Source organism: Phycisphaerae bacterium, from assembly GCA_024102815.1.
Classification (GTDB): domain Bacteria; phylum Planctomycetota; class Phycisphaerae; order UBA1845; family UBA1845; genus JAGFJJ01.
Map to the genome: position 1 here is coordinate 136,682 of JAGFJJ010000014.1, position 23,160 is coordinate 159,841.

Consider the following 23,160-nt stretch of genomic DNA (forward strand, 5'->3'; position numbering starts at 1 on the left):
ACGCACCTATGATCTGGTTCTGGCTAGTTCTGCTCCTGGTCTGCTCCGCCGCGGTCTCGGGGTCGGAGACGGCGCTCTTCGGACTAAACCGAGAGTCGCGGCATGCCTTTGCCCGTTCCGCGTCCACCGCGCGGCGCCTGGCCGCACACCTGATGGAACAGCCGCAGCGCCTGCTCATGACCGTTCTCCTGGCCAACAATCTGGTCAACGTGGCCATCTTCGCCCTGTCGTACATCGCCATCCAGCATCAACATGGCGATTCCCCGATTGTCTCGCTGGCGCTCAGCGCCGCGGTGCTCATTTCCCTTATTGCGTTCGGAGAGATCGTCCCCAAGACGCTGGCCATCTCCAATCCGAGACTCTATGCCCCGATCGCCGCGGTGTTCATTGGCACGCTGCGAACCGCGCTTGCACCTCCGGTGTGGGTGCTCCGTGTCTGGGTGGTCGCGCCGCTGGTCCGACTGCTCGGTCCGACATCGCTGCACGCTGGCCCCGTGACCAGCGAAGAGCTGCGTATGCTCGTCGAGCAGTCCGCCCACGAGGGGGTGATCGACACTCGGGAGCACGACCTCCTCCAGGCCGCCGTGGCCGCCGGCGGAATCAAGGTGCGAGAAGTGATGACGCCGCGCGTGGATATCAAGGCGGCGTACATCGGCAGCACGCGGCGGCAGTTGCTCGAACAGGCGCGTGCAGGCTCGCGGCGGCGGCTTCCGGTGTACGGCCGGGACCTCGATGACATCCGCGGTGTACTCTTCGTGCGCGATCTCTTTCTTGATGAGCGCATGCCGCTCCGCCAGATCATCCGTCCGCTGCCGTTCGTTCCCGAACAGGCCACGCTGCTGCAAGTCGTGCGCTATTTTCGCGAGCTGAAAGCCGACTTCGCCGTAGTTGTCGACGAATACGGGGGCACCTCCGGGCTCTGCTCTCTGGGCGACATCTCCGAGTGGATCGTCGGCGAGATTCCGGATGAGGGTGCCGAGCCGTCGGTGCCGGAGTTCGAGCAGGTGGATGCGGAAACGTACCGTATCCCCGGCAATCTCAGCGCCCGACTGTGGGCCAGCCGGTTTGCGGTGGGACTCGAGGAGCAGTTCGATACCGTTGCCGGTTTGGTCCTTGCCGAACTGGGGCGGATGCCGCGCGAAGGAGACTGCGTCCGGCTGGGAAATCTGAGCCTTACCGTGGAGAAGATGCGACGTCGCCGGATCGAGCGCCTGCTGCTTCGTCTTAGCGATGGCAATTCGAAGGGGGGAGGCCGATGACAACCTGGGTCGTCGTCATCGTCGGGATCGTTCTGGGGCTTTCCCTCTCCGCTTTTTTTTCCGGTTCGGAGACCGGGCTCTACAGCGTCAGTCGCGTCCGCCTGCACGTTGCCGCGCGACAGGGCAACCGGCTGGCGAGAGTAACCGAGCGGCTTTTGGCCGACGAGCCCGGTTCCATCGCGTCCATCCTGATTGGCAACAACATTGCGAATTATCTGCTCACGTCCGCCGTCGCGATTCTCTTCACGGACTGCATCGGGCTGACCAAGTGGCAGTCCGAGGTGTACACGATCGCCGTCCTCACGCCCATTGTCTTCGTTCTTGGCGAGGTCGTTCCCAAGAACATCTTCCACGTCTACGCCGACGGACTGATGCTCCGCGTGGGCTGGCTGCTCGCGGGATTTTGCGCCGCATGCCGCTGGACCGGGCTGGTCTCTCTGTTTCGAGTGTTTTCCACGGTGGTGAGCCGACTCGTTGGCGGATCAAATCCCATTCTCGTCGCTCGCGCCAAGCCCAAGCGGCGCATCGCAGCGCTGATCTCCGACGCGGTAGTGAGCGACGAATCCGGTGCCGAGCACTCGGGATTGGTCAAGCGCGTCGTCGAGCTGTCGGAAACGCCCGTACACACCGTCATGGTGCCGCAGAATCGCGTCATATCCATTTCGGCGCGGGCCGATCGACGCGAACTGATCCGCCTCGTGCGACGTCACGGATTCAGCAAACTCCCCGTGCACGACACCGGCCGACGACACATCATCGGACAGATTTCCGTCGACCGGCTCCTCCGCGGGCACGACTGGAAGTCCGTTGGCGATAAGGTCATTCCCGTGGCCACGGTTCGCCCGCATGCCACGCTGGCCGAATCCATGACCACGCTCCAGCAGGCTCGGCGTGAACTGGCCATTGTGACGGACAGGGGCGGTCGATTGCTGGGCATCGTCACCATGGCCGATCTGTTGGAATGGCTTGTGGGCGGCGCCGAGAAGAGTGCATGACCGCTGACGAGTGGTGCCGGCCGGGCGGCGGAACTAGGATGCCCAGTTGTCTCCTCGGTCGGAAGAGAAGAAGTCGGAGAAATTCCCCGTGAACACAGCAAATGACAGCAGTCTCTCCATCAGCCTCGGGGAGTTTCTCGACTCCGTGGCCGCAAGAACTCCGGCGCCCGGCGGCGGAGCGGTAGCGGCCGCTTGCGGAGCGCTGGCCTGCGCGCTGGCGCGTATGGTGGTTGCGTACTCCGTACGAAAGGACACAGAAACATCGGCACGTGGGCAATTGGACGAATTGGCCGACCGCTTGCTCGGTGCGGACCAGATCCTGCGCACCCTGATCGATCGCGACGGCCAGGCCTATGAGAACCTGACGAGGGTCCGCAAGGCGCGCCAAGATTCCGCCCGGTCGGAGTTGCAGTTTCAACGGGCCGTGATGGATGCCATCTCCGTGCCGATGGAAATAGCCGCCGTCGCCGAGCGGTCGCTGGTGGCACTCGAGGCGTTGCGCCCGCTTGCGAGTCGAATGATCGTGAGTGACCTCGGCGTGGCCGCAACGCTGGCGGAGGCCGCGGTTCGTGCCGCCCGTTTCAGCGTTGCAATCAACCTGCAGGATCTGGCGGATCGAGATCAGGCGGCGCGGATTACAGAAGAGATTGACCGAATTTGCGCGCACGCCGCATCGCATCATGACTCCCTCTTGCAGGCTGTCAGGCGCGAATTGGACCCCAGCTCAGGACCCGGCCGATAGCACATCCTTATGAGCGACGAACCGCCCTATTACCTGGAACTGCGCAGCCTGCCCGCAGAAGAACAGCCGGAGGAAGTCCCGGACGGATGGGCCGATGATTCCGGCATGAGCGCAGACAAGGCGGATGCACAATCCGAGGGAGAACGTTCACCGGTCGCCGCAGGCCCCCGCCCGTGGATCGGCGTGCGATTCGACTGCTGCTCGGTGTACACGCGCATCTACCGCAATCGCGATGGCACGGCCTACGAAGGCCAATGCCCCCGGTGTCTCCAACACGTGCGATTGCGCGTTGGACCGGGCGGCACGTCGTCGCGTTTTTTCGTGGCCGAATAACAAGAGAAGGAGCCGCCGTCGTAACGGACCGCTTCGAGTCACCTGTCACTTACGGTGTCACTGGTCCGAGTCACCCCCACCTCTCGATCCCCGCGTGCGAAACAGCATGCGCAACTCCTCCGCCCCCAGCCACCATGAGACGGCAAGGTAGGCCACTACACCCGCCAGAACATAGGCAAGCAGACTCACAGCGCCCTTCGGATTGAACATGCCCTCCGGGAGCGGAAGGCGCGAAAGTTGACCGACAACCAGCCCCATGACCGCGGTCGCAATCAGGGCGCGAACCGCGGGACCCAGCAGATCGACCATCGACCACGCAGGCAGAAAGCGCCCCAACGACAACGCCAGCCATATGACCTGAATCCAGGCACATAGCGCGCTGGACAGGGCCAGTCCGCGCTCCTTCAGAGGAAAGACCAAGGCGAGATTCAAGACGAAATTCAATCCGACCATGACCAGCGCGATGCGCGCCGGATCGGCCGTCCGCTTCAGGGCGTAGTACGTTCGGACTACGACGTGCTGGGCGAAATTTGCGGCCAGCGCCAAACTGTAAAGCGCGAGCACCGGGGCGACCCGGGCGCTCTGGGTCGCGTCAAATTCCCCGTGCTGATAAATCGCCGCGACCAGCGGTCTGCTCAGGAGCACGAGACCGACTGTTGCGGGCAGCGAAACGAAGACACCCAGGCGTAATCCTCGATTCAATGAACCCGCCACGCCGGTGAGGTCGCCGGCGGCGGCGCGAGCAGACAACGCCGGGAACGCCGCGGTAGCGATGGCGATGCCAAACACACCGAGCGGGAGCTGGTACAAGTACTGAGCGTATCCGAGAACGGCTGGCCCGGGACGATTGCCCTCCTCGACAATGAAACCGTAGGCGATGGCATAATCGACGAGCGTATTAATGGGCACGGCCGCGAGGCCGAGCACCATCGGTCCCATCAGGAGCAGCACCCGCCGGATCCGCGGATCATGCCACGGAAGCGCCGGGATCGGCCTCCGCCTCAGGCGCGCCAGCATCCACCACACCAGGCCGAATTGCGCGATGCCGGACAGCAGGGCAAACACGCAGATTGTGTTCATCAACGCCAAGCTGTCCGGAGGGTAAAGCAAGGCGCCCCCCAGCGTTCCCACGATGATCGCCAGGTTCATGACCAGCGGGACGGCCGCGGGCACCGTAAAATGACCGTAGACGTTGAGCACACCACCCGCGATCGCCACCAGGCAGATAAGCACCGTGTACGGCAGGAGGATCTGACTGAGCCGCAGCGCCGGATCGTCCACGACATTGAGGGCGACCAGGATCACCAGCTCCGCCAGAAGTACGATCACAGCCAAAGCAAGGGCCAGACCGACCAGAATGGAACCGACGAACCGGCGGGATTCCTCCACCCCGTCCCGGTGGACGGTTTCAGACAGAACGGGAATGGTTGCGGCGGAGAGCGCCCCTTCCCCAAAGAGCCGCCGGGCGAGATTCGGCAGCATCCACGCGATGCGAAAGGCGGAAATCAGATCGGAGGTGCCGAAGAGGAAGCTGAACAGGGACTCGCGCACGAGCCCGAAGACCCGCGAGGCCATGGTCAGGAGCGCGATGATCCGGGCCGATCGAGCAAGCCCGCCGCTTTCGGTCATGTGGGGCACGTTACCGGGCGGCCAGTCGGTTGCAAGGGAACGGGCGAGCCACGGACAGGTCGGCGGCGCAGCGATTTTCGGTTTTTCATGTTGACAAAATGACGCGTTCCACCAACGCTACCAGCGACAGTGAAACGAAGGATGTAAACGGAGAGCGTCAGCATGGCTCATATTGTCGCGGAACCCTGCATCAACTGTAAGTACACGGATTGCGTAGCGGTCTGCCCGGTGGATTGCTTCCACGAAGGCGTGAATTTCCTGGCGATCGACCCGGAGGTCTGCATCGATTGCGGGCTGTGCCCGCCGGAATGCCCCACAACGGCCATTTTTGCGGAAGAGGACCTCCCCGAAAAGTGGCATGACTACATCGAAATCAACAAGAAGTACGCTCCGGAATGGCCGGTCATCGACGCCCAGAAGGAGCCCATGCCCGGCGCGGATGACAACGCCAAGATCGAGGACAAGAAGGACCAGCTCAACCCCGACGCGTTCAGCGGATAGGACCTGACCGGAACCGGTCGATGCAGCGAAGCTTCACGGCTCGCCTGCTTCCTTCGCGGTCCTTGACGGCGGGGGTCCTCCACGATAAGAATTCCCGTCCCTGACCACCGTTGAGTCGGCTTGCGGCCGTCTCAGGTCCGGGAACCCCGTCTGGGGCCGTAGCTCAATTGGTTAGAGTACCGGACTGTCGATCCGGTGGTTGCGGGTTCGAATCCCGTCGGCCTCGTTCAGCAGTGCTTTGACCCGCCGCGATACGCATCGCGAGCGGGTCTTTTTCTTTTGGGGCCATCCTCCGCCCCGCGGCCAGGCAATTCCATTCCTCCCACCACCGGTGGGTCCAGGCTCAAGCCGAAGACGGTCATCTCGAACGCACCGCAGGCTCTCGTCCCGCGCGGACGGCCCGACGAAACGTGACAATTAGCAGTACTGAAACCGCCGAGTCTGACCGCCATGGAATGCAGATCCAGAGGATTGTGTTTTCAACAGGCCCTGCTTCGCTTCGCTCTGTCATGACAGCTCGTTCATCCGCGAAACCAATCCCGGAGACAAAAGGCTGTCCGCTCCGCGCAATCTGTGAATTGCGTTCCAATTCCCCGGTCAGTCACGCCGGTGTCACCGAAGTCGTTGTGGCTGGCGTCCGATAATTCCTGTGGTATAGTTTTTGTAGATGCCTTGAGCGCAGCGCTGCCGGCACGGCTTTTTGCAAAGCCCTCCAATTGGACGGAATGGCAGCGGCGCCGGGCATGTTGACCGGCCGCGCAGGCCCGAAATTCCATCGTGCCTGCCATTGCAAGGAGGATCGCATGGCTGGTACTCGCCAAACCTCGTCCGCACGTCCGTTCGACTCATTCGAATACGGTGTCCTTCGCGATATCCAGGCGGCCTTTTCGACATCCGGTTGCCAAGGTTGGCCGGGGGCGTCTGTCGCGTCGGCACGAGTGGGACAGGAAACGCGCAGCGGTGACTTCCACGTAACCGTGCGCGGTGTCGACGAACAGCTGGTCATTTGCGTCGGTACAATCGAGGGTGGCGGCGCATTCGGCGCAATGGCCAAGGCCGCCCTCTGCGGCGCGATTCGCGGCCTTGCGCCGGAGGCGCGGAGCCCGTTGACCATCGTCCGTGCCGTGGACGACTTGCTCAGACAGTTGAATGCCGATCTCGGGCGGGGCTCGGTAACGTGTTCCCTCTTTGCGGGCGTTCTGGACCATTACGACGAGACGATGACCGTGGTGAGTCTGGGTTCGATCGCGCTGTTTTTGCGAATGGAAGACGGCTCGATCAAGGCAATGGAGCCCGAGGGACCGGCACTGGGCGTGACGACGAACCTGGTCGTTTCGGCCAGAACGCTCTGTGCAAACAAGGTCCGACGGCTGGTCGTGGGTACGGCCGCTGCGACACAGACCGGATCGCACCGCGGTCCTACGGTGGGAGCGAGCCGTTTCCGCCGCTGGGTGGCTGAAACCTCCGGTCTCCCACCCCGCGAGCAGGCCGAGGTCCTGGCTCGGTCCCTGGGGGACTTCCTCGGCTCGGAGGAACCCCGGCGGGAGACGGACGTTATAGTTATTGAACTTCTTGGGGCGAAAACGCCTGAAGAGCTGGCCCCCGCCCTGCGGGACCGCCTCTTTGGACGCTTTCCGGATTCGCCCGGCGCGGACGTTGATCCCAGTGTATTCCTGGGTTAAGCGGATTCGACGCGCCCGGGGCCTACTTTGTGCCGAAATAGGGAGTGGGGGAATGCACGCACTCGCGGATCCAGCTCAAAGCATGCGACGCCCAACGCGCTTGATCGCTGACCGCCCCGCTCCGCTAACGAAAGGTCACCATGCGCATCGCACTGCTCTCCTGGGAAGCCAAACACGCCATCGCCGTCGGCGGACTTGCCGAACACGTCAGTGAACTGGCTGAAGCACTCAGCCGTCGGGGGCACGAAGTACACGTTTACACACGAATGGGGCCGGGGCAGGGACTGTACGACTGCATCGGAGGCGTACACATCCACCGCTGCCCATTCGATTTGCATGACGACTTTCTGCACGAAAACCAGAGGATGTGCGAGAGCTTCGCCTGGCACGTCATTGAGACAGAGAGCTTCCTCGGCAAGCCATTCGACGTGATTCACGGCCACGACTGGCTCAGCGTGCGGGCATTGGTGCATCTCAAGAACCGGCACGGGCGCCCCGTGGTGCTGACCATCCACTCCACCGAATACGGGCGATGCGGCAACCAACTCTGGGAAGGCCCCTCCCGGGCCATTCGCGACATCGAGTGGGAAGGAACCTACGTCGCCAACCGGATGGTCTGCGTATCGGGAGCCCTCCGCCGGGAGGTCCAGTGGCTGTACAGCACGCCCCCTGACAAGATCGACGTGATCTACAACGGCGTGGACGTGACGCGTTTCGATGGACGAATCAACAACGGCGCCATCCGCCATCGTTATGCCGTCGGGCGAAGCGATCCCATGGTGCTCTTTGCCGGCCGGTTGACCCGCCAGAAGGGACCGGACATTCTCATGGAAGCGCTGCCCGAGGTGCTCCAGAGACACCCGCAGACCAAGTTCGTCTTCGCCGGCGACGGTGATATGCGCCACAGCCTGGAATCGCGATCTCACCAGCTTCACATCGATGGATCAACGCGGTTTCTCGGCCACCAAAGTGGGCGAAGCCTTGTGCAGCTTTTCAAGACTGCGGACACGGTCTGCGTTCCCAGTCGCAATGAGCCTTTCGGAATCGTCATACTCGAAGCCTGGAGCGCGCGCCGCCCGGTGGTGGCCACACGAAACGGAGGCCCCGGCGAGTTCGTCCGCCACGAGCGCAACGGCCTGACCGTAGCCGATGACGCGCACGACATTGGCACTGGTCTGGATACCGTGCTCTCGAGCCCGGAGAGCGCACGTCGAATGGGGCGCAACGGTCGGCGCGAGGCCGAAACGCGATTTTCCTGGCACACCGTTGCCGCTGCGACCGAGCGGGTGTATCAATCCATATCGGCATCGTGATCGCCAGCTCGGGCGCGCATTCGCCCCGGGGAGGCTTGATCGATCAGACAAGGCAACGTTGATTGTCCCATGGTGATCCCTTGAGGGGGTTGCTGCGCAGGCAACTCGATTTCGCATGGAGGACAGGATTGTGATACAGGATGATGACCAGAAGAAGCCCGGCAAGGCGGCGAGAAAGACATCCACCCGAACAAGCCGAACGACGAAGAAGGCCGAATCGCCGGACCAGACGAACCCGACAGCTTCGGCGGGGGAAATGACATCCTCGCGCGGGGGCAAATCGGCCGCAAGATCCGGAAAGAGCGCCGCATCCAATCGTGAGGCTGAGACCACGACCGTGGGGACCACGCCGCCATCCAAAGAACTGACGAGCAAGGCCGCCACGGCGATCGGCAAGTCGAAACCGCGCAGCACCATCGCTCGACCGCAGCCAACGTTCGAGGAAATCAGCCGCCGTGCGTACGAGATTTTCCTAGGCCGGGGCGGTGCACCCGGCGACCCCATGGCCGACTGGCTCCAGGCGGAACGGGAGCTGAGCCAGAAGGCATTTGCGCGGTAGAGAAACGCCCAAGGAGTCGGTGATAGCGGGGAATCACTGATGGGGGGATGAGCACAGCGTTTGCTGCGCGCATGACTCAGGCTCAATTCTCGGCATCATTCCCGCCGACAGCGATCGCGCTCGCAACGTTGTCCAGAATCGATGCAATCGCGTCGTCTTTCAGCAGTTTCTCGACGGTTTGCGACATGCGCCGCGACCAGCTAGCAAACTTCTCCGGCGGAACGCCGGGAAGGTTGACCGGCTCCTCCTCCCCGGCCAGGTCGTCCAGTGAAATCCCCAACAACGGTGAGGGCGAGCGAACCAGCAGTTCATGAATCGCCCGGCGCACCGCCTCGAAGCTGGGTTGTTCGTTTTCCGTAAGCAGGCCCTGAGCGATCAGTAGTCGCACGAGGGCTTCCCGGGATCGGGCGCGCTCTGCGCGCTGCCGGTTCAATTCCTCGTCGTCGCCAATCGACCCGATGCGCCGGCGCAGGTCGAGATCGCTGCCGCTCCATATCGCCGCCAACGGCGGATGATCGTGCGTGGATACGCAGACGAGGGCGTTGGTCGGGTATTGCTGCGGAGGACGGTAGCTGCCGTCGTGCTCGCGCTCGAAATGCACCAGCCGCATGGAGAACGCGCCCCATTCGGCCAGGGCCGCAGGCACTTCCGGCGGCACCAGGCCCAGGTCCTCGCCCACGATAATGGTCCGGCTGCGCTGACTTTCCAGTGCCAGGATGCCGAGCAGTTCCTCCGTGGGGTACCGAACGAAGCCCCCCTCTGTCCCGGGACGACCCCGCGGCACCCAATATTGCCGATACAGCCCGATGGCGTGGTCAATCCGCAGCATTCCCGCATGTCGAAGACAGGCGCGAATCAGGCTGATCCAGTAAGCGTGCCGCTCCGCACGGAGCCGATGCGGCACGAGTGGCGGGAATCCCCAGGTCTGGCCCGCGGCACTATAGGGGTCAGGCGGGGCTCCTAATTCCATCTCCTGGGCAAAGAGCCCCGGAAACATCCAGGCGTCAGCCCCGCCACCGGAAGACCCCACGGCCAGATCGTGGTACAGGCCTATGCGCATACCAGATCGATGCAGCGCCGCTGAGACCTCCTTCAGTTGCCGTTCGATCTCGAATTGCACAAACGCCCAGAAGTCGACCGCATCGGCATGTTCGCGGTGAAACCGGACGACCTCCTTTGACCGCGGGTCGCGATAGGCTGCCGGCCAATTCCGACAGTTGAAACCGAACGTGGCCTTCCCCGATTCCTCAAGCCATTCAGCAAGCGCCTGAAAGGTCGCAAAGTCTTGCAGCGGACGCCCTCCTTCGCGGCGGAACCGTTCGAATGCGCTGCCGCGCGACGTTCGCTTCCCAAGATGGTCACGTCTGAATGTCTCAAACAATCGGCGCATGACGCCGCGCTTGAAGCTCGCCACGCCCTCATAGTCGATGTATGCCTTCCCGCGAAGTTCGGCGATGCGCTCGCGTCCATCGGGAGACGCCGCCATCGCTCGCGCCTCCGGCGTCTCCCCAAACTCCGGCACGCACTCAATATCCAGATAGATGTCGTTTTGAAACAGGCGGCTCATCGGACTGTAGGGGCAGTAGTCGTGACCGAGGTTGCTTAAGGCATGCAGCGGATTGGTTCCGATGAAAGCGGCGCCGTGACAGGCCACCGCCTCGCCGACGGCACGAAGTGTGCTCAGATCCCCAATCCCCCAGTCGCGCTCGTCCCGCAGGGAATAGAAATTGACCAGCAGCCCGTACGACCGCGACTGCCCCCACGCGTCTTCCGGACGGAAACAGCGCCGCGGCGCGACGATGAGCAATTGCTCCGCGCGGAGCAACTTCCCTCCTGCGTCAAGCTCGAGCTGCAGCGTATGATAGCCCGGCTCCGGAAGCACGGGCCATGAAGGTGCCAAATCGCTGTCACCATCGCTACGCCGGACCCGCCCCTCAACCGTGGTGGCCACCCCGCCGCGTTCCCCGTGAAGCGTCAGACGCCAACCGAAGGTGTCGCGCCCGATGAGCTCCGGATGTTCCCAAGGAATCGCCCAGCGGAGCACCTCTCCTGCGGGCTGCCCCACACGCACGACGCGAACCGGATCGAGAAGCGACGCCTGCCGTTGGCGCTCAAGCTGCTTCAGCGTTTCGCCGGCCACGTCCTCGCCCGAGCCATCCAGACCCATCCCGGCGAGCAGCGCCACGGCGGCTTCTTCCTGCAGCGGACAGTACTTCCCCTCGATATCGTGGTACCCGCGCAGAATACCGGCGCGGTCGGCGAGCGCGATAAGGTTCGGACGTCCCTCCATGCTCATCGTACCGGTCGGAGAATCAGCGCGGCCAGCGGCGGAAGATGCAGGCGCAGTGACTGCGGGAAACCGTGCCACGGAACGCCGTCCGCAAACGGATGGTCCACGACCGGGTAGCCGCTTCCGCCGTAGGCCGGATGGTCGCTGCACAGCAGGTACTCGTACTGTCCACCAACGGGCGCCCCGATGCGATAGTCGTTCCGCGGCACGGGCGTAAGATTGAGCACGGTGATGATCCGATCCTCCCCCTCCTGGCGAGCGTACGAAAACACCGAGTTGTCGCAGTCGTTGCAGTCAATCCAGTAGAAGGCGTGCGGATCGGGATCGGTCCGCCACAGCACTGGATTCTGGTGGTACGCCCTCCCCAAGTCTTCCATGAATCGGGCCAGGCCCTGGCGGATGGGGTCCGCGGCCATGTGCCAGTCGAGGCTCACTTCGTGGAACCACTCGTTCCACACGCCCAGCTCCGTGCCCATGAAGAGCATCTGCTTGCCGGGCCGCGTGAACTGGTACGCCAGCAGGCTCCGCAGATTGGCGAACTTCTGCCACTCGTCGCCGGGCATTTTGTCGAGCAGCGCCCGCTTCCCGTGCACGACCTCATCATGCGACAACGCGTTGATGAAGCGCTCGGTGAACTCGTAGAGCATGGCGAAGGTGAAGTCGTTGTGGTGGTAGCGGCGGTGGATCGGCTCCTTGGAGAAGTACAGCAGGCTGTCGTGCATCCACCCCATGTTCCACTTGAAGGTGAAGCCCAAGCCGCCGTACTCCGAGATCGGGCGCGTCACGCCCGACCACGACGTGGATTCCTCCGCAATGGTCACGCAGCCGGGGTGCTCCACGCGGATGATTTCGTTTACTTCGCGGAGGAAATCGATGGCCTCGATGTTTTCCTTGCCGCCGTACTGGTTCGGCAGCCATTCTCCGTCACGCCGGCTGTAGTCCAAATACAGCATGGACGCCACGGCATCCACGCGGAGCCCGTCCACGTGGAATTCCCCGAGCCAATACAGCGCGTTGGAGATCAGGAAGGCCCGGACTTCGTTCCGCCCGTAATTGAAGATCAGCGTGCCCCAGTCGGGATGCTCACCTTTGCGCGCATCTTCGTGCTCATACAGCGCCGTCCCGTCGAACCGCCGAAGGGCGAAGTCGTCCCTGGGGAAATGTGCCGGAACCCAGTCCAGAATCACACCAATGCCATTCTGGTGGCACACGTCGACGAAGTAGCGAAAATCATCCGGCGTACCGTAGCGATGCGTCGGAGCGAAGTATCCCGTTACCTGATATCCCCAGGACGCCCCCAGCGGATGCTCGGCCACGGGCATCAGCTCGATGTGCGTGAATCCGAAGCGCTTGACGTGCTCGCACAGCCGCGGCGCGATCTCGCGATAGGTCAGCGACCGATGCCCCTCTTCCGGCACCTTCGCCCACGAGCCCAGGTGAACTTCGTACACTGAGAACGGTTCCCGTCGCCAGTCTCGCTCGCGACGCCGCTCCATCCAATCGCGATCCGCCCAGGCATGGGACGATTCGTGAACGATCGCCGCGTGATTCGGAAAACCCTCCATGTAGTTCGCATACGGATCGGACTTCACGCGCAGATGACCGTCCTGGGTTTTGATCTCGTACTTGTAGCAGACGCCGGGCGCAAGATCGGGAATGAACAACTCGAACACCCCCGAGCTGCCCATCCGGCGCATCGAATAGACTCGCCCGTCCCATTTGCAGAAATCTCCGAGCACCGACACGCGCCGGGCGTTCGGCGCCCACACGGCAAAGCTGACACCCTGAACTCCGTTGACCGTCCGCACGTGGCCCCCGAGCTTCTCCCAAACCCGGCGGTGACGGCCCTCGTTGAAGAGGTGCAGATCCATGTCGCCGAGCGTCGGCGGGAAGCAGTATGGATCACGTATCGTCCACGTCGATCCGCCGGCAAACTCGAAGCGAATGTGGTAGTCGAACGGGAGCGCCTGACCCGGCAGGACGAAGCCGAAGAAGCCCCCTTTCTCGATCACCTCCATACGTTCCGGCTTGCGACCATCGACGATGATCTCCGCCGCCACGGCATCGGGATGGAACGCCCGCACCAACACGCCGTGCTCCCCGGCTGCGCTGTACGGATGCGCTCCCAGAATGGCGTGTGGCTCGGCATGTTCAAACGCTTGCAGCCTGCTCCACTCTCCAGGATCAACCGCCAACATCGAGGGAGCTTCCGCGACCGCCGTTGCAGAACGCGTTGATTTTCTTTTCACCGTGCTCATTTGTCGTCCTCGAACTCAAGCAAAACCACAGCCTGCGCCGGCAATTGAAATCGGGCGCCCACCCTTTCACGCTTTATCGGATGGCGTTCGGCGGTGTTCAGCCTCAGGTTCCAGCGTCCCTCTCTCCCCACATCGGGAAGCGCCACATCATGCCCGCTGGATTCGGCATTGTAGTACACAACGATCGTCTGTCGGCCCGCGCCGGATACCGCGCCATCCGCCGCATCAATCTTGTCCTCTCCGATCATCGTATGAATGAGCATTCCGATCAACCCGCGCTTCTCGTCATGCCAGTCATCGTGATTCATTTCCGTACCGTCAGTGCGGAGCCAGGTGACATCGTTGCGTTCATTCCCGGCGACCGGTTTTCCTTCATAAAAATGACAGGATCGTAAGGCTGGAAACTCCTGACGCAACGCAAGCAAGCCTCGTGAAAAATCCAGCAACGCCTGGCCGCGGGCGCCCGGCGTCCAGTGTACCCAGGAGATCTCGTTGTCCTGACAGTACGCGTTGTTGTTCCCGTTCTGCGATCGGCCCAACTCGTCACCGGCGGTGAGCATCGGGACCCCGCGCGAAAACGCCAGCGTCGCCAGCATGGCCCGCTTGATCTGCTCGCGCACGCGGACAACGTCCGCATCCTCTGTGGGACCTTCAACGCCCCAGTTGGATGAATGGTTATCGTTGTTCCCGTCGCGATTTTCCTCACCGTTGGCCTCGTTGTGCTTCCGCTCGTAGCTCACCACGTCATCCAGCGTGAAGCCGTCGTGTGCGGTAATGAAATTGATGCTGGTGCACGCGCCTCGATCTGAACCGAACAGATCGCTGCTGGCGCACAACCGCTTCCCGAATTCCGCAAGCATCCCCCCATCGCCGCGCCAGAATCGACGCACCGCGTCGCGATAGCGGTCGTTCCACTCCGACCAGCCCGGCGGAAAGCGTCCGACCTGGTAGCCTTCGACCCCCACGTCCCAGGCCTCGGCGATCAGCTTGACCCGCGCCAGCACCGGATCCTGCGCCGCCGCCGCCAGGAACGAGCCGTCCGGTTCGAACCCGGCCGGACCTCGTGCCAGCACGGTTGCCAGATCAAACCGGAACCCGTCCACGTGCATCTGTTCCACCCAGTACCGCAGGCTGTCCATGACCAGTTGGAGCACCCGCGGGTGGCGCACGTTCAGACTGTTTCCACATCCGGTGAAGTCCGCGCAGAATCGCGGCTGGAGCGGTTCGTGATGGTAATAGACCGCGTTGTCGATCCCCCGCAGCGACAGCGTCGGACCAAGCTGATTGGACTCGGCCGTGTGATTGAAAACCACGTCGAGGATCACCTCGATCCCGGCTCGATGCAGGGCCTTGACCATCCCCTTGAACTGAAGGACCGGATCGCCCATTCCTTCAGCGGCATACCGCGAGGCCGGCGCGGAGAATGCGATGGGGTTGTACCCCCAGTAATTCACCAGTCCCCGTTCCACCAGCGCCCGCTCGTCGATGGTATAGTGAACAGGGAGCAATTCCACGGCCGTCACTCCGAGCCGCTGAAGGTGCTCAACGATCACCGGACTGCCCAACGCCAGGTACGTACCGCGTAGCTCCGGTGGAACGCCGGGGTGAAGCGCCGTCAGACCCTTGACGTGGCACTCATAGATCACTGTCCGGTCCCAGGGCACGCCCGGCGCGGCGTCACCCGACCAGTCGAAATGGTCGTCCACAACCACGCTGCGCGGAACGAAACCGGCACTGTCGCTGCTGCCCGGAAGCAGATCTGCGTCTTCGGCGCCCGGCTGGTATCCATAGACTGCGTCGTCCCACGAAAACCCGCCGGCCAGCGATTTGGCGTAGGGATCGACCAACAGCTTGGAAGGGTTGAATCGATGGCCGTTGAGGGGGTCGTAAGGACCATGCACCCGGTAGCCGTAGCGCTGCCCGGCTTTGATGCCTTCCACGAACGCATGCCAAACTCCCGCCTGTGGGCCGAAAAGGCGAACTCGCCCCGTTTCGCGGAATCCCCCGCCCGCGGCATCCTCGAACAAACAAAGCTCGACCGCAGTGGCGTGAAAAGAAAACAGGGCAAATTGGACCCCGTCGGGGCAGAGGGTTGCGCCCAACGGATACGGGCGCCCGGGCCGGACATGGACGCCTGCTCTGGAACTCACCGTGTTCAATTGTGTGGCGGCAGAAGGCATAAGCACCGTGGAGGAAGACGAAAAGGACACTGGCCTCGCAGCGCCTGGGTACGACAAATCCGCATCGAAGTGTGCCCGACGAGCGCGAATTGCTCAAGGAGCGCCTGAAACGGGACCTCAGGTGGACCCGCGTCCCGGCATCACCCAGGAAGCGGCACTTCGCCCCAAGTACTTGCCCCCGGGATTCCCCTTGACCATACTTCCAAATCGTTCGTCGGGAGAGGATCGAGCGCGCGCCCCTCGGCTTCTTTGAAAACGAGGGCCCACCATGACGCCCGCCCGCCGGGATTTGGAGCAACGTAGCGTATGGCCCGAATCATCGAGCCAGGCTGTTCCGTATTCGGACAGATGAATGGTGCGCTCGATTGCAGCCCTTAGAAACCCGATAAATGCGAAAACGTCGTCCCGAGGCAGAATGAAATGACCGAAAAGCGGCGGATAGCGTATTTTTCCATGGAAGTCGGTATTTCCGCGGAAATGCCCACCTACAGCGGTGGCTTGGGGGTGCTGGCAGGCGACACCATTCGGGCTGCCGCCGACCTGAGTGTACCCATGGTCGCCGTAACCTTAGTTCACAGCAAAGGTTACTGTCGACAGAAGATCGACGCAGAAGGCAACCAGACGGAAGAGCCTATCAACTGGGTCGTGGAGGACTTCCTGGAAAGGACCCCGGCCAAGGTCAAAGTCCAGCTCGAAGGGGCGGACGTCACAGTCGGCGCGTGGGTTCGGAACGTGATCGGGCACGGCGGTTTTCGCATTCCCGTGCTCTTTCTCGACACCGATTTTCCCGAAAACAGCGACGCGCACCGCGGCTTGACCTTCCACCTCTACGGGGGCGATCAACGCTACCGCTTGTGCCAGGAGGTCATCCTGGGCGTGGGCGGGGTCCGTATGCTCCGGGCCTTGGGCTATACCAACATTGACCGCTTTCACATGAACGAGGGGCACGCGTCGCTCCTTGCCTGCGAGCTGCTCCAGGAGCGCGTATCCAAGGGGCCCGACGGCAAGTTCACTGACGACGACGTCGAGGCGGTGCGGCGCCATTGCGTGTTCACCACGCACACGCCCGTTCCCGCAGGTCACGACCAGTTCCCGGCCGATGTCGTGAATCGCGTCCTCGAACCGACCAATACCGAACTTCTGAAGAGCTTGGGTTGCCTGGACGGCAAGCTCAACATGACCTACCTCGCCCTGCACCTTTCGCACTACGTCAACGGCGTGGCCAAGCGGCATGGTGAGGTCTCGCGCGAAATGTTCCAATCCAGCCAGATTGACTCCATTACCAACGGCGTGCATGCCCGAACCTGGGCTTCGCCACCGTTTCAGGAGTTGTTTGACTCCCATATTGCGGCCTGGCGCGAAGACAGCTACAGCTTGCGCAACGCCCTGATGATCCCCAATCACGAAGTCTGGGAAGCACACATGCGTGCCAAGCGCATGCTGCTTCAGCACGTCAACATGGTCAGTGACGTGGGCATGGATCCGGACGTCTTCACCATCGGTTTTGCCCGCCGCGCGGCGACCTACAAGCGCGTCGACCTGTTCTTCCATGACGCCAGCCGGCTTCGCCGCATCCATGAATCGGCAGGTCCGTTCCAGATCATCTTCGCGGGAAAGGCCCACCCGGCCGACAGCGGCGGCAAAGACATGATCCGTCGCGTCTTCCGTTCCATGGGTCAGATGCGCGACCAGGTCAAGGCCGTCTATCTTGCCGACTACGACATCAAGCTCTGCAAACTTATGGTCGCGGGGGTGGACCTCTGGCTCAACAACCCCGAGCCGCCGCTGGAAGCATCCGGCACAAGCGGCATGAAGGCGGCGCTCAACGGCGTACCTTCTCTGAGCGTTCTGGACGGCTGGTGGGTCGAGGGGTGGATTGAGGGCACGACGGGCTGGTCCATCGGCCAGAACGGCAGCGACCTCGACGATCGCTCTGACTACAGCAAGGATTCCTCCATGCTCTACGACAAGCTGGAGTACGTCATCATTCCCCAGTTCTACCAGAACCGCGACCGGTTCATCCGTGTCATGCGGCACTGTATCGCGCTAAACGGCTCCTTCTTCAATACGCAGCGGATGATGCACCAGTACGTGCTCAAGGCCTATTTCTCCTGATGCCGCTGGCGGGCGGGGCCGGACCCCGTAAGATGCAGCATGGAATGGATTCACGCGGCGGCTGAATTCGCGCCGCGCGGAACGCAGCTCGACCCGCACGATGGCAAGTCGCTCCCATGAGTACCGGAAGTGCCGACGAGTTCCTGGTGCAAGAGATTCAGGCCGGCGACCAGAGCGCCTGGCGGCAGCTCATCGAGCGCTTTCAGGGGCGCCTCCTCGCGTTCGCCCGGGCGCGCACCAGGAGCCTTGCTGATGCCGACGATCTGGTCCAAGAGACCTTCGTCGGGTTTCTCCAGTCGCTTGCTCATTACGACCCCAGCCGTTCGCTCGAAACCTACCTATTCACCATTCTTCGATACAAGCTATATGACTCGCTGCGGCAGCGCAAAGCGACGGTGTTCAACGAGCCGGAGCAGGCGTCCGGTTTTTGGGATGCCGTACTCCCCCCTACCGGTGAGACTCCCAGCGGCGCGGCCGTGCAGGCCGAAGCCACGGACCGCTCCCAGCGACTCCTCGCCGACCTCCTCCGCCGCCTGATCCACGAGTTACGCGATCGGCAGGCGTTCACCGATCTTCAAGTAATCGAGTTGATCTTCTTCGGCGGCTGGCGGAATCTCGAAGTTGCCGAGCTGCTGGAGATGGATCAGAAGGCGGTTGCCGGTGTCAAGTTCCGGGCGATCCAGAAGCTGCAACGATTCCTGGATGACGTCGAAGCGGAAGCCGAGGCGGCGCTGGATGAAGCGGCCATGGATGTCACCGTAGCCAAGGTTTGGCGTGAGCATCGACTGACATGCCTGAAGCGGAGCACACTCGGTTCCTATCTGCTCGGCGTCCTTGAGGAACCCTGGAAGTCTTACACGCAGTTTCACCTGGATGTCGTGGGCTGTGAGCTTTGCGTCGCCAACCTCCAGGACCTCGAAAGCGAACAGGAGCAGGAATCCGCCCCTTCCGCGGAGAAGTTCTTCCACTCCAGCATCGGATTTCTGAGGCAGACGAGAGCTTGAGGAGAGGCAATAGGCAATAGGCAATAGGCAATAGGCAATAGGCAATAGGCAATAGGCAATAGGCAATAGAGAAGAGGGATCGGCTGAGGCATGCGAAGAACCTTAATCAGCCGTCGCGTGGTTTTTGACGAAACGGTCGAGGTGTCCTTCGATCCCCGGCAGGACCCACTCGAGATGCTGCGGCGTGCGTTCCTTGCCCCATTCGATCGCGCCGCCCATGCGGTGCAGGTCCTCGGCTACGAACAGGACGACGCAGTTATTGAGCGGCATTTACTGTGTCAGGCGACGGGTGGCATGGTGCCGAGTGAACCGAACTCGGAGGCAGCCCCTGTGAGAACGACGGTGGAGGTGCCGGCCGAGGGGCTGAGTGATGCAGGTTCATTCAACGCGGCACTGAAGCAGTCACTCAACGTCCGCGGACACGAAGCGGAGTTCGATGAAGTGCGAATCGTCGCCTTGCGTGTCGTGGCCGTTTTGGAACGATGGGGTTCTGGCAGCTGAAGATTCCGTACCGGATATGAACACGCCCTCTGAACGACCCAAGGTGTGCCAGTTGCTTGATGCCCCTAAACCGCCCTCCTCCTCGAGCTACCGCTTGAAGACCGTCTTTCCCTGGTAGGCGTATTTGCTCAGGCGGTTGTTAACATAGAGGGACTCAAGGATGAATTCCGCGGCGGCGGCGAGCATCTGCGGTTCCTCGAAGGGAAGTTCGAGCGACAGGCAGAGTTTCACGGATGACTTTTTCAGTGCAGGCAGGGAGTCTATCACCTCGATGAGTTGGGAAGTGGAAATCTCGTCACCGATCTCGAAGGATACCGATCGGTCGGAGAACGCGTCGACGACGCCTTCCAATTGATCCAGTTCCCCGTGGTTATCAAAGACCTCCTTCACGGCCTCGCCGATAATGGAGGTAATAAGCTTGTCTTCGGCACGCTCGTCTTCCGCCAGCATGAGCTCGAGCTTCCCACGGCAACCAGCCACGAGATGGTGCAGGTCGCTGATGCGCGGAACGACGCTCGTCTCCCCGAATCGGATACAGCGGCGCTCGGCATTGGAGACGAGTAGCTCGGCGTTGCAAATAGAGGCCCGTACGCTCACACCTGACTGCTGGTTGACGTGCGGGCTCTTCCGGGCGATGCGGGCGATTTCCTCGATGATTTCGTGCATGAACGGCGGCACGATGATCTGGCGCCCGTCGCCGTCGCGTTCCAGCCAGGCATTCTGCCGGGTGATTTGCACGGCCTCGGAGACACGCACCGGATAGTGCGTGCGGACTACCGAGCCGATGCGATCCTTGAGCGGCGTAACAATCCGGCCCCGGTTGGTGTAGTCCTCCGGATTGGCGGAAAATGCCATGAAGATATCCAGTGACAAGCGAATCGGAAATCCGCGAATCTGAATATCCCGCTCCTCCAGCGCATTAAACAGGCTCACCTGGATACGCGGCGCGAGGTCGGGAAGTTCGTTTATGGCAAAAATACCGCGGTTCGTGCGCGGAACCAGCCCGTAATGAATAACGCCCTCGTCGGTCAGGTGCCGTCCTTCGGCGTGCTTGACGAGGTCGATCTCGCCGATCAGGTCGGCGACGGTCACGTCCGGGGTGGCCAGTTTCTCGTGGTACCGATCGTTGCGATAAACCCAGCGAATGGAGGCGGCGTCGCCAGCCTCCGCAATAATCCGCCGGCCGGGAGCGAACACAGGATCGAGCGGATTGTCCGGAAGATCGCTCCCGGCGAGGACGGGCGTCCACTCATCGAGGAGCAGCGGAAGCATGCGGATCATGCGTGTCTTCGCCTGTCCGCGAAGCCCGAGGAAAAGAATATCGTGTCGGGCAAGCAGTGCGTTGGCGACCTGTGGTATGACGGTGTCATCGAAGCCCACGATGCCCGGGAAGATCGGTTCGCCGTGACGCAGGCGGGCAATGAGGTTGTCGCGCAGTTCGTCCTTGATGGGCCGGTAGGTCCAACCCGAGGCGCGTAGCTCCCCAACGGTACGAGACTGATTCATGGAAACGTTCACGGAATAGACCCCGAAATACGGTTGAAAGAGTGCGGTCGGATGGTAGCGCCCGCACTCTGGAGCGTCAAACGAAAATCGACAGATCGCCGGCATCGCAAGAGGGGACAAGAGGGTTGTCTCGTGCTGTACGGACTTGTGCGAGGCACGTTGAGGACCGTTCCCAATCCGATACGAAGTTGGTACGTTGAAATCTTCGAACAGCAGTTGCGGCAGCGCGCCGCCGACACATCATGGACGTCGCGTCGACACTGATCACGAGCGGGGTGAGCCACGGCTTGTCGCTGCGGCATTACCCGAGCCATCCTGAGAGGACGATCATGAACACGTACATTCGATCCTGGACCCTGGGGACGCTGTGCCTGCTGATACTCGGCGGGCAGGCGTCGGCACAGTTCGAGGCGCTTCGAAAATTCACGCAGCGTCAGGCGCCGAGCAAGGAGATCGCCCTGTTCCGCCTGGAGGGAGACATGGTGGAGACCCCCTCTGCGCTTCCGCCGTTGTTTGGCGAGAAACCCCCGATGTCGCTCAAGGCGGTCGTAGCCGGGCTGAAGGAAGCACGGATCAATCCCAACGTCGTCGCTGCGGTGATTGAGCTTCAGGGCGCGCAACTTGGTGCGGGGCAGATCGCCGAATTGCACGACGCCATGCGGAAGTTCCGGGCCGTGGATAAGCCTGTTTATGTCAACGCGGACGCGATGGACACGCTGAGCTACACTCTGGCTACCGGAGCCTCCCGGGTGAGCCTGGTTCCCACCGGCGACCTGTGGCTCATGGGCCTTCGGGCGGAAGCACCCTATCTGCGCGGAACGCTGGACATGCTGGGCATCTTTCCCGACTTCGAGCACATGGGAGCGTACAAGTCGGCCGCGGAGATGTTCACGCGAACGACGGCGTCACCTGAGGCTTCGGATATGCGCGACTGGCTTCTCGACAGCCTGTATGAGGGCATCATCAACATGATCGCCGAGGGGCGAAGCATGTCGCCGGATAAGGTGCGCGAGTTGATCAACGGCGCGCCATACACGGCCGAGGAGGCGCTTGAAGCAGGACTGATCGACGCCGTGGAGCATCGCCAGGACTTTGCCAAGTATGTCGAGCGGCGGCACGGCAGCGACACGGAAATCGTGGCCTTTGGCGGACCGGACTCCGACGAGCTCAAGATGCCGGACAGTCTCCCCGGCATGATCGATTTCTTCATGGAGATCATGAACCCGACGAAAAAGTCGCACACCGGCCCGAGCGTCGCCATCGTCTACGTCGAAGGCGCCATCATGACCGGCGAGCAGGAGCTGACGCCGTTTGGACAGTCGGCCGGCGCGTTCAGCACGACGATCCGCAAGGCGCTCGATGAAGCCCGGGAGGACTCGTCGGTCAAGGCGGTGGTGCTGCGCGTCGACTCGCCGGGCGGATCGGCCCTGGCAAGCGAAATCATCCTCGATGCCGCGACGCGCGTCGCCGCGCGGAAGCCACTGATCGTCTCCATGGGCAACGTGGCGGGCAGCGGCGGCTACTATGTGACCTGCGCGGCCAGGACGATTTTTGCCGACCCGACCACGATCACGGCATCGATCGGCGTGGTCGGTGGGAAGCTGGTCACGACCGAAGCTTGGAGGAAGATCGGCGTCACCTGGGACAACGAGCAGCGCGGGGACATGGCCGACATGATGAGTACGGCCGAGAAGTTCTCGGAGAAGGAGCGGGCGCGGTTCATCGACTACATGGAGACCGTCTACAAGACGTTCAAGGGACACGTCGTCGAGGCCCGAGGGGAGAAGCTGAAGAAGCCGATCGACGAGATTGCCGGCGGGCGCGTCTTCACCGGAAAGCAGGCCCTCGAACTGGGGCTCATCGATCGCATGGGTGGGCTCGAAGAAGCGATCAGCTTCGCGGCGGGAGAGGCGGGTATCAGTGACTATGAGACCCGCGTGATCCCCGAGCCGCCGGGCATCATGGAACTTCTCCTTGGCTCGACCGAAGAGCCCGATCTGAGTCAAATGGGGCTGGGTCGGCTGGGCGCCGCGATGCGCGGCTCGAGCCTGGAGAGCGCAATCCGAGGGCTTTCGCGCCTGGAGCCGGCACGATGGCGGTCGTTCCTGCGAGCACTCCAGCAGATCGCCCTGATCCAGGACGAGGGCGTCGTCATGATGATGCCGCAGGAGTTTGTCATTCGGTAGAACCGCTCCCCCCTGCCAGGATGGTTCGCGTCCTCCCGCCCGCAGTGACGCCGTGGGTGGGAGGACGCTTTCTTAACAGTCGGCACATCGCTCCCCATGCAATTCCG

At 62.3% G+C, this 23,160-nt stretch carries 17 protein-coding genes and 1 tRNA gene; 13 read left to right on the plus strand and 5 right to left on the minus strand.

Annotated elements, in window-relative coordinates; translation table 11 throughout:
- Nucleotides 1–8: 8 nt before the first annotated feature.
- The 4 genes from J5J06_04690 (at nt 9) to J5J06_04705 (ending at nt 3,329) form a co-directional block, all read left to right on the plus strand.
- A complete protein-coding gene (locus J5J06_04690; GenBank protein ID MCO6436368.1) occupies nt 9–1,259 on the plus strand; it encodes an HlyC/CorC family transporter in 1,251 nt (416 codons plus the stop codon).
- Nucleotides 1,256–2,254, plus strand: coding sequence for a DUF21 domain-containing protein (locus tag J5J06_04695; protein MCO6436369.1), 999 nt, complete (start codon nt 1,256–1,258; stop codon nt 2,252–2,254). The genes J5J06_04690 and J5J06_04695 overlap by 4 nt, the downstream gene beginning before the upstream one ends.
- An 88-nt stretch (nt 2,255–2,342) precedes the next feature.
- Nucleotides 2,343–2,996 carry a cyclodeaminase/cyclohydrolase family protein gene (locus J5J06_04700; protein MCO6436370.1) on the plus strand — a complete coding sequence of 218 codons (654 nt, stop codon included), beginning with the start codon at nt 2,343–2,345 and terminating at the stop codon, nt 2,994–2,996.
- Between the two features lie 9 nt (nt 2,997–3,005).
- Nucleotides 3,006–3,329: a hypothetical protein gene (locus J5J06_04705; protein ID MCO6436371.1), complete on the plus strand. Its 324-nt coding sequence runs from the start codon at nt 3,006–3,008 to the stop codon at nt 3,327–3,329.
- 57 nt (nt 3,330–3,386) lie between these two features.
- Here J5J06_04705 and murJ read toward each other — a convergent pair whose 3' ends face one another.
- On the minus strand, nt 3,387–4,958 hold the full coding sequence (murJ, locus tag J5J06_04710; GenBank protein ID MCO6436372.1) for a murein biosynthesis integral membrane protein MurJ: 1,572 nt from the start codon (nt 4,956–4,958) through the stop codon (nt 3,387–3,389).
- Nucleotides 4,959–5,120: 162 nt separating this feature from the next.
- Here murJ and J5J06_04715 point away from each other — a divergent pair, with 162 nt between their 5' ends.
- The 5 genes from J5J06_04715 to J5J06_04735 all read left to right on the plus strand — a co-directional run bounded on the left by J5J06_04715 (nt 5,121) and on the right by J5J06_04735 (nt 9,013).
- Complete coding sequence (locus J5J06_04715; protein MCO6436373.1) at nt 5,121–5,459, plus strand: ferredoxin family protein; 339 nt, start codon at nt 5,121–5,123, stop codon at nt 5,457–5,459.
- A gap of 152 nt (nt 5,460–5,611) precedes the next feature.
- A tRNA-Asp gene (locus tag J5J06_04720) sits at nt 5,612–5,685 on the plus strand.
- A gap of 577 nt (nt 5,686–6,262) precedes the next feature.
- Nucleotides 6,263–7,141, plus strand: a complete 879-nt coding sequence (locus tag J5J06_04725) for a SpoIIE family protein phosphatase (GenBank protein ID MCO6436374.1) — start codon at nt 6,263–6,265, stop codon at nt 7,139–7,141.
- A gap of 140 nt (nt 7,142–7,281) precedes the next feature.
- The gene (locus J5J06_04730; protein ID MCO6436375.1) at nt 7,282–8,454 is read left to right on the plus strand and encodes a glycosyltransferase family 4 protein; all 1,173 of its coding nucleotides are present in this window, start codon (nt 7,282–7,284) and stop codon (nt 8,452–8,454) included.
- A gap of 256 nt (nt 8,455–8,710) precedes the next feature.
- Entirely contained in the window at nt 8,711–9,013 is a 303-nt protein-coding gene (locus J5J06_04735; protein ID MCO6436376.1) for a DUF2934 domain-containing protein, read from the plus strand.
- A gap of 82 nt (nt 9,014–9,095) precedes the next feature.
- Here J5J06_04735 and malQ read toward each other — a convergent pair whose 3' ends face one another.
- The 3 genes from malQ to glgX are packed head-to-tail and all read right to left on the minus strand — an operon-like array spanning nt 9,096 to nt 15,711.
- Nucleotides 9,096–11,303 carry a 4-alpha-glucanotransferase gene (gene malQ, locus J5J06_04740; protein MCO6436377.1) on the minus strand — a complete coding sequence of 736 codons (2,208 nt, stop codon included), beginning with the start codon at nt 11,301–11,303 and terminating at the stop codon, nt 9,096–9,098.
- Between the two features lie 2 nt (nt 11,304–11,305).
- The gene (gene glgB, locus J5J06_04745) at nt 11,306–13,501 is read right to left on the minus strand and encodes a 1,4-alpha-glucan branching protein GlgB (GenBank protein MCO6436378.1); all 2,196 of its coding nucleotides are present in this window, start codon (nt 13,499–13,501) and stop codon (nt 11,306–11,308) included.
- Between the two features lie 56 nt (nt 13,502–13,557).
- Nucleotides 13,558–15,711: a glycogen debranching protein GlgX gene (gene glgX / locus J5J06_04750; GenBank protein ID MCO6436379.1), complete on the minus strand. Its 2,154-nt coding sequence runs from the start codon at nt 15,709–15,711 to the stop codon at nt 13,558–13,560.
- 450 nt (nt 15,712–16,161) lie between these two features.
- On the opposite strand from glgX, the gene glgP reads away from it, so the two are divergent.
- The 3 genes from glgP to J5J06_04765 all read left to right on the plus strand — a co-directional run bounded on the left by glgP (nt 16,162) and on the right by J5J06_04765 (nt 19,361).
- The gene (gene glgP, locus J5J06_04755) at nt 16,162–17,856 is read left to right on the plus strand and encodes an alpha-glucan family phosphorylase (GenBank protein ID MCO6436380.1); all 1,695 of its coding nucleotides are present in this window, start codon (nt 16,162–16,164) and stop codon (nt 17,854–17,856) included.
- Between the two features lie 116 nt (nt 17,857–17,972).
- The gene (locus tag J5J06_04760) at nt 17,973–18,860 is read left to right on the plus strand and encodes a sigma-70 family RNA polymerase sigma factor (GenBank protein MCO6436381.1); all 888 of its coding nucleotides are present in this window, start codon (nt 17,973–17,975) and stop codon (nt 18,858–18,860) included.
- Nucleotides 18,861–18,950: 90 nt separating this feature from the next.
- The gene (locus tag J5J06_04765) at nt 18,951–19,361 is read left to right on the plus strand and encodes a hypothetical protein (GenBank protein ID MCO6436382.1); all 411 of its coding nucleotides are present in this window, start codon (nt 18,951–18,953) and stop codon (nt 19,359–19,361) included.
- Nucleotides 19,362–19,448: 87 nt separating this feature from the next.
- On the opposite strand, the gene J5J06_04770 is transcribed toward J5J06_04765, so the two are convergent.
- A complete protein-coding gene (locus tag J5J06_04770) occupies nt 19,449–20,867 on the minus strand; it encodes a magnesium chelatase (GenBank protein ID MCO6436383.1) in 1,419 nt (472 codons plus the stop codon).
- Between the two features lie 329 nt (nt 20,868–21,196).
- Between J5J06_04770 and sppA the strand changes: the two genes are divergently transcribed.
- Entirely contained in the window at nt 21,197–23,053 is a 1,857-nt protein-coding gene (gene sppA / locus J5J06_04775) for a signal peptide peptidase SppA (protein MCO6436384.1), read from the plus strand.
- Nucleotides 23,054–23,160: the final 107 nt, after the last annotated feature.

Coding starts and splice junctions, on each gene's coding strand:
- sppA (MCO6436384.1), top strand. CDS start 21,197: ATGAACACGTACATTCGATCCTGGACCCTGGGGACGCTGTGCCTGCTG.
- J5J06_04730 (MCO6436375.1), top strand. CDS start 7,282: ATGCGCATCGCACTGCTCTCCTGGGAAGCCAAACACGCCATCGCCGTC.
- J5J06_04760 (MCO6436381.1), top strand. CDS start 17,973: ATGAGTACCGGAAGTGCCGACGAGTTCCTGGTGCAAGAGATTCAGGCC.
- J5J06_04690 (MCO6436368.1), top strand. CDS start 9: ATGATCTGGTTCTGGCTAGTTCTGCTCCTGGTCTGCTCCGCCGCGGTC.
- J5J06_04770 (MCO6436383.1), bottom strand. CDS start 20,867: ATGAATCAGTCTCGTACCGTTGGGGAGCTACGCGCCTCGGGTTGGACC.
- J5J06_04715 (MCO6436373.1), top strand. CDS start 5,121: ATGGCTCATATTGTCGCGGAACCCTGCATCAACTGTAAGTACACGGAT.
- J5J06_04765 (MCO6436382.1), top strand. CDS start 18,951: ATGCGAAGAACCTTAATCAGCCGTCGCGTGGTTTTTGACGAAACGGTC.
- J5J06_04705 (MCO6436371.1), top strand. CDS start 3,006: ATGAGCGACGAACCGCCCTATTACCTGGAACTGCGCAGCCTGCCCGCA.
- glgP (MCO6436380.1), top strand. CDS start 16,162: ATGACCGAAAAGCGGCGGATAGCGTATTTTTCCATGGAAGTCGGTATT.
- glgB (MCO6436378.1), bottom strand. CDS start 13,501: ATGTTGGCGGTTGATCCTGGAGAGTGGAGCAGGCTGCAAGCGTTTGAA.
- J5J06_04725 (MCO6436374.1), top strand. CDS start 6,263: ATGGCTGGTACTCGCCAAACCTCGTCCGCACGTCCGTTCGACTCATTC.
- J5J06_04735 (MCO6436376.1), top strand. CDS start 8,711: ATGACATCCTCGCGCGGGGGCAAATCGGCCGCAAGATCCGGAAAGAGC.
- malQ (MCO6436377.1), bottom strand. CDS start 11,303: ATGGAGGGACGTCCGAACCTTATCGCGCTCGCCGACCGCGCCGGTATT.
- murJ (MCO6436372.1), bottom strand. CDS start 4,958: ATGACCGAAAGCGGCGGGCTTGCTCGATCGGCCCGGATCATCGCGCTC.
- J5J06_04695 (MCO6436369.1), top strand. CDS start 1,256: ATGACAACCTGGGTCGTCGTCATCGTCGGGATCGTTCTGGGGCTTTCC.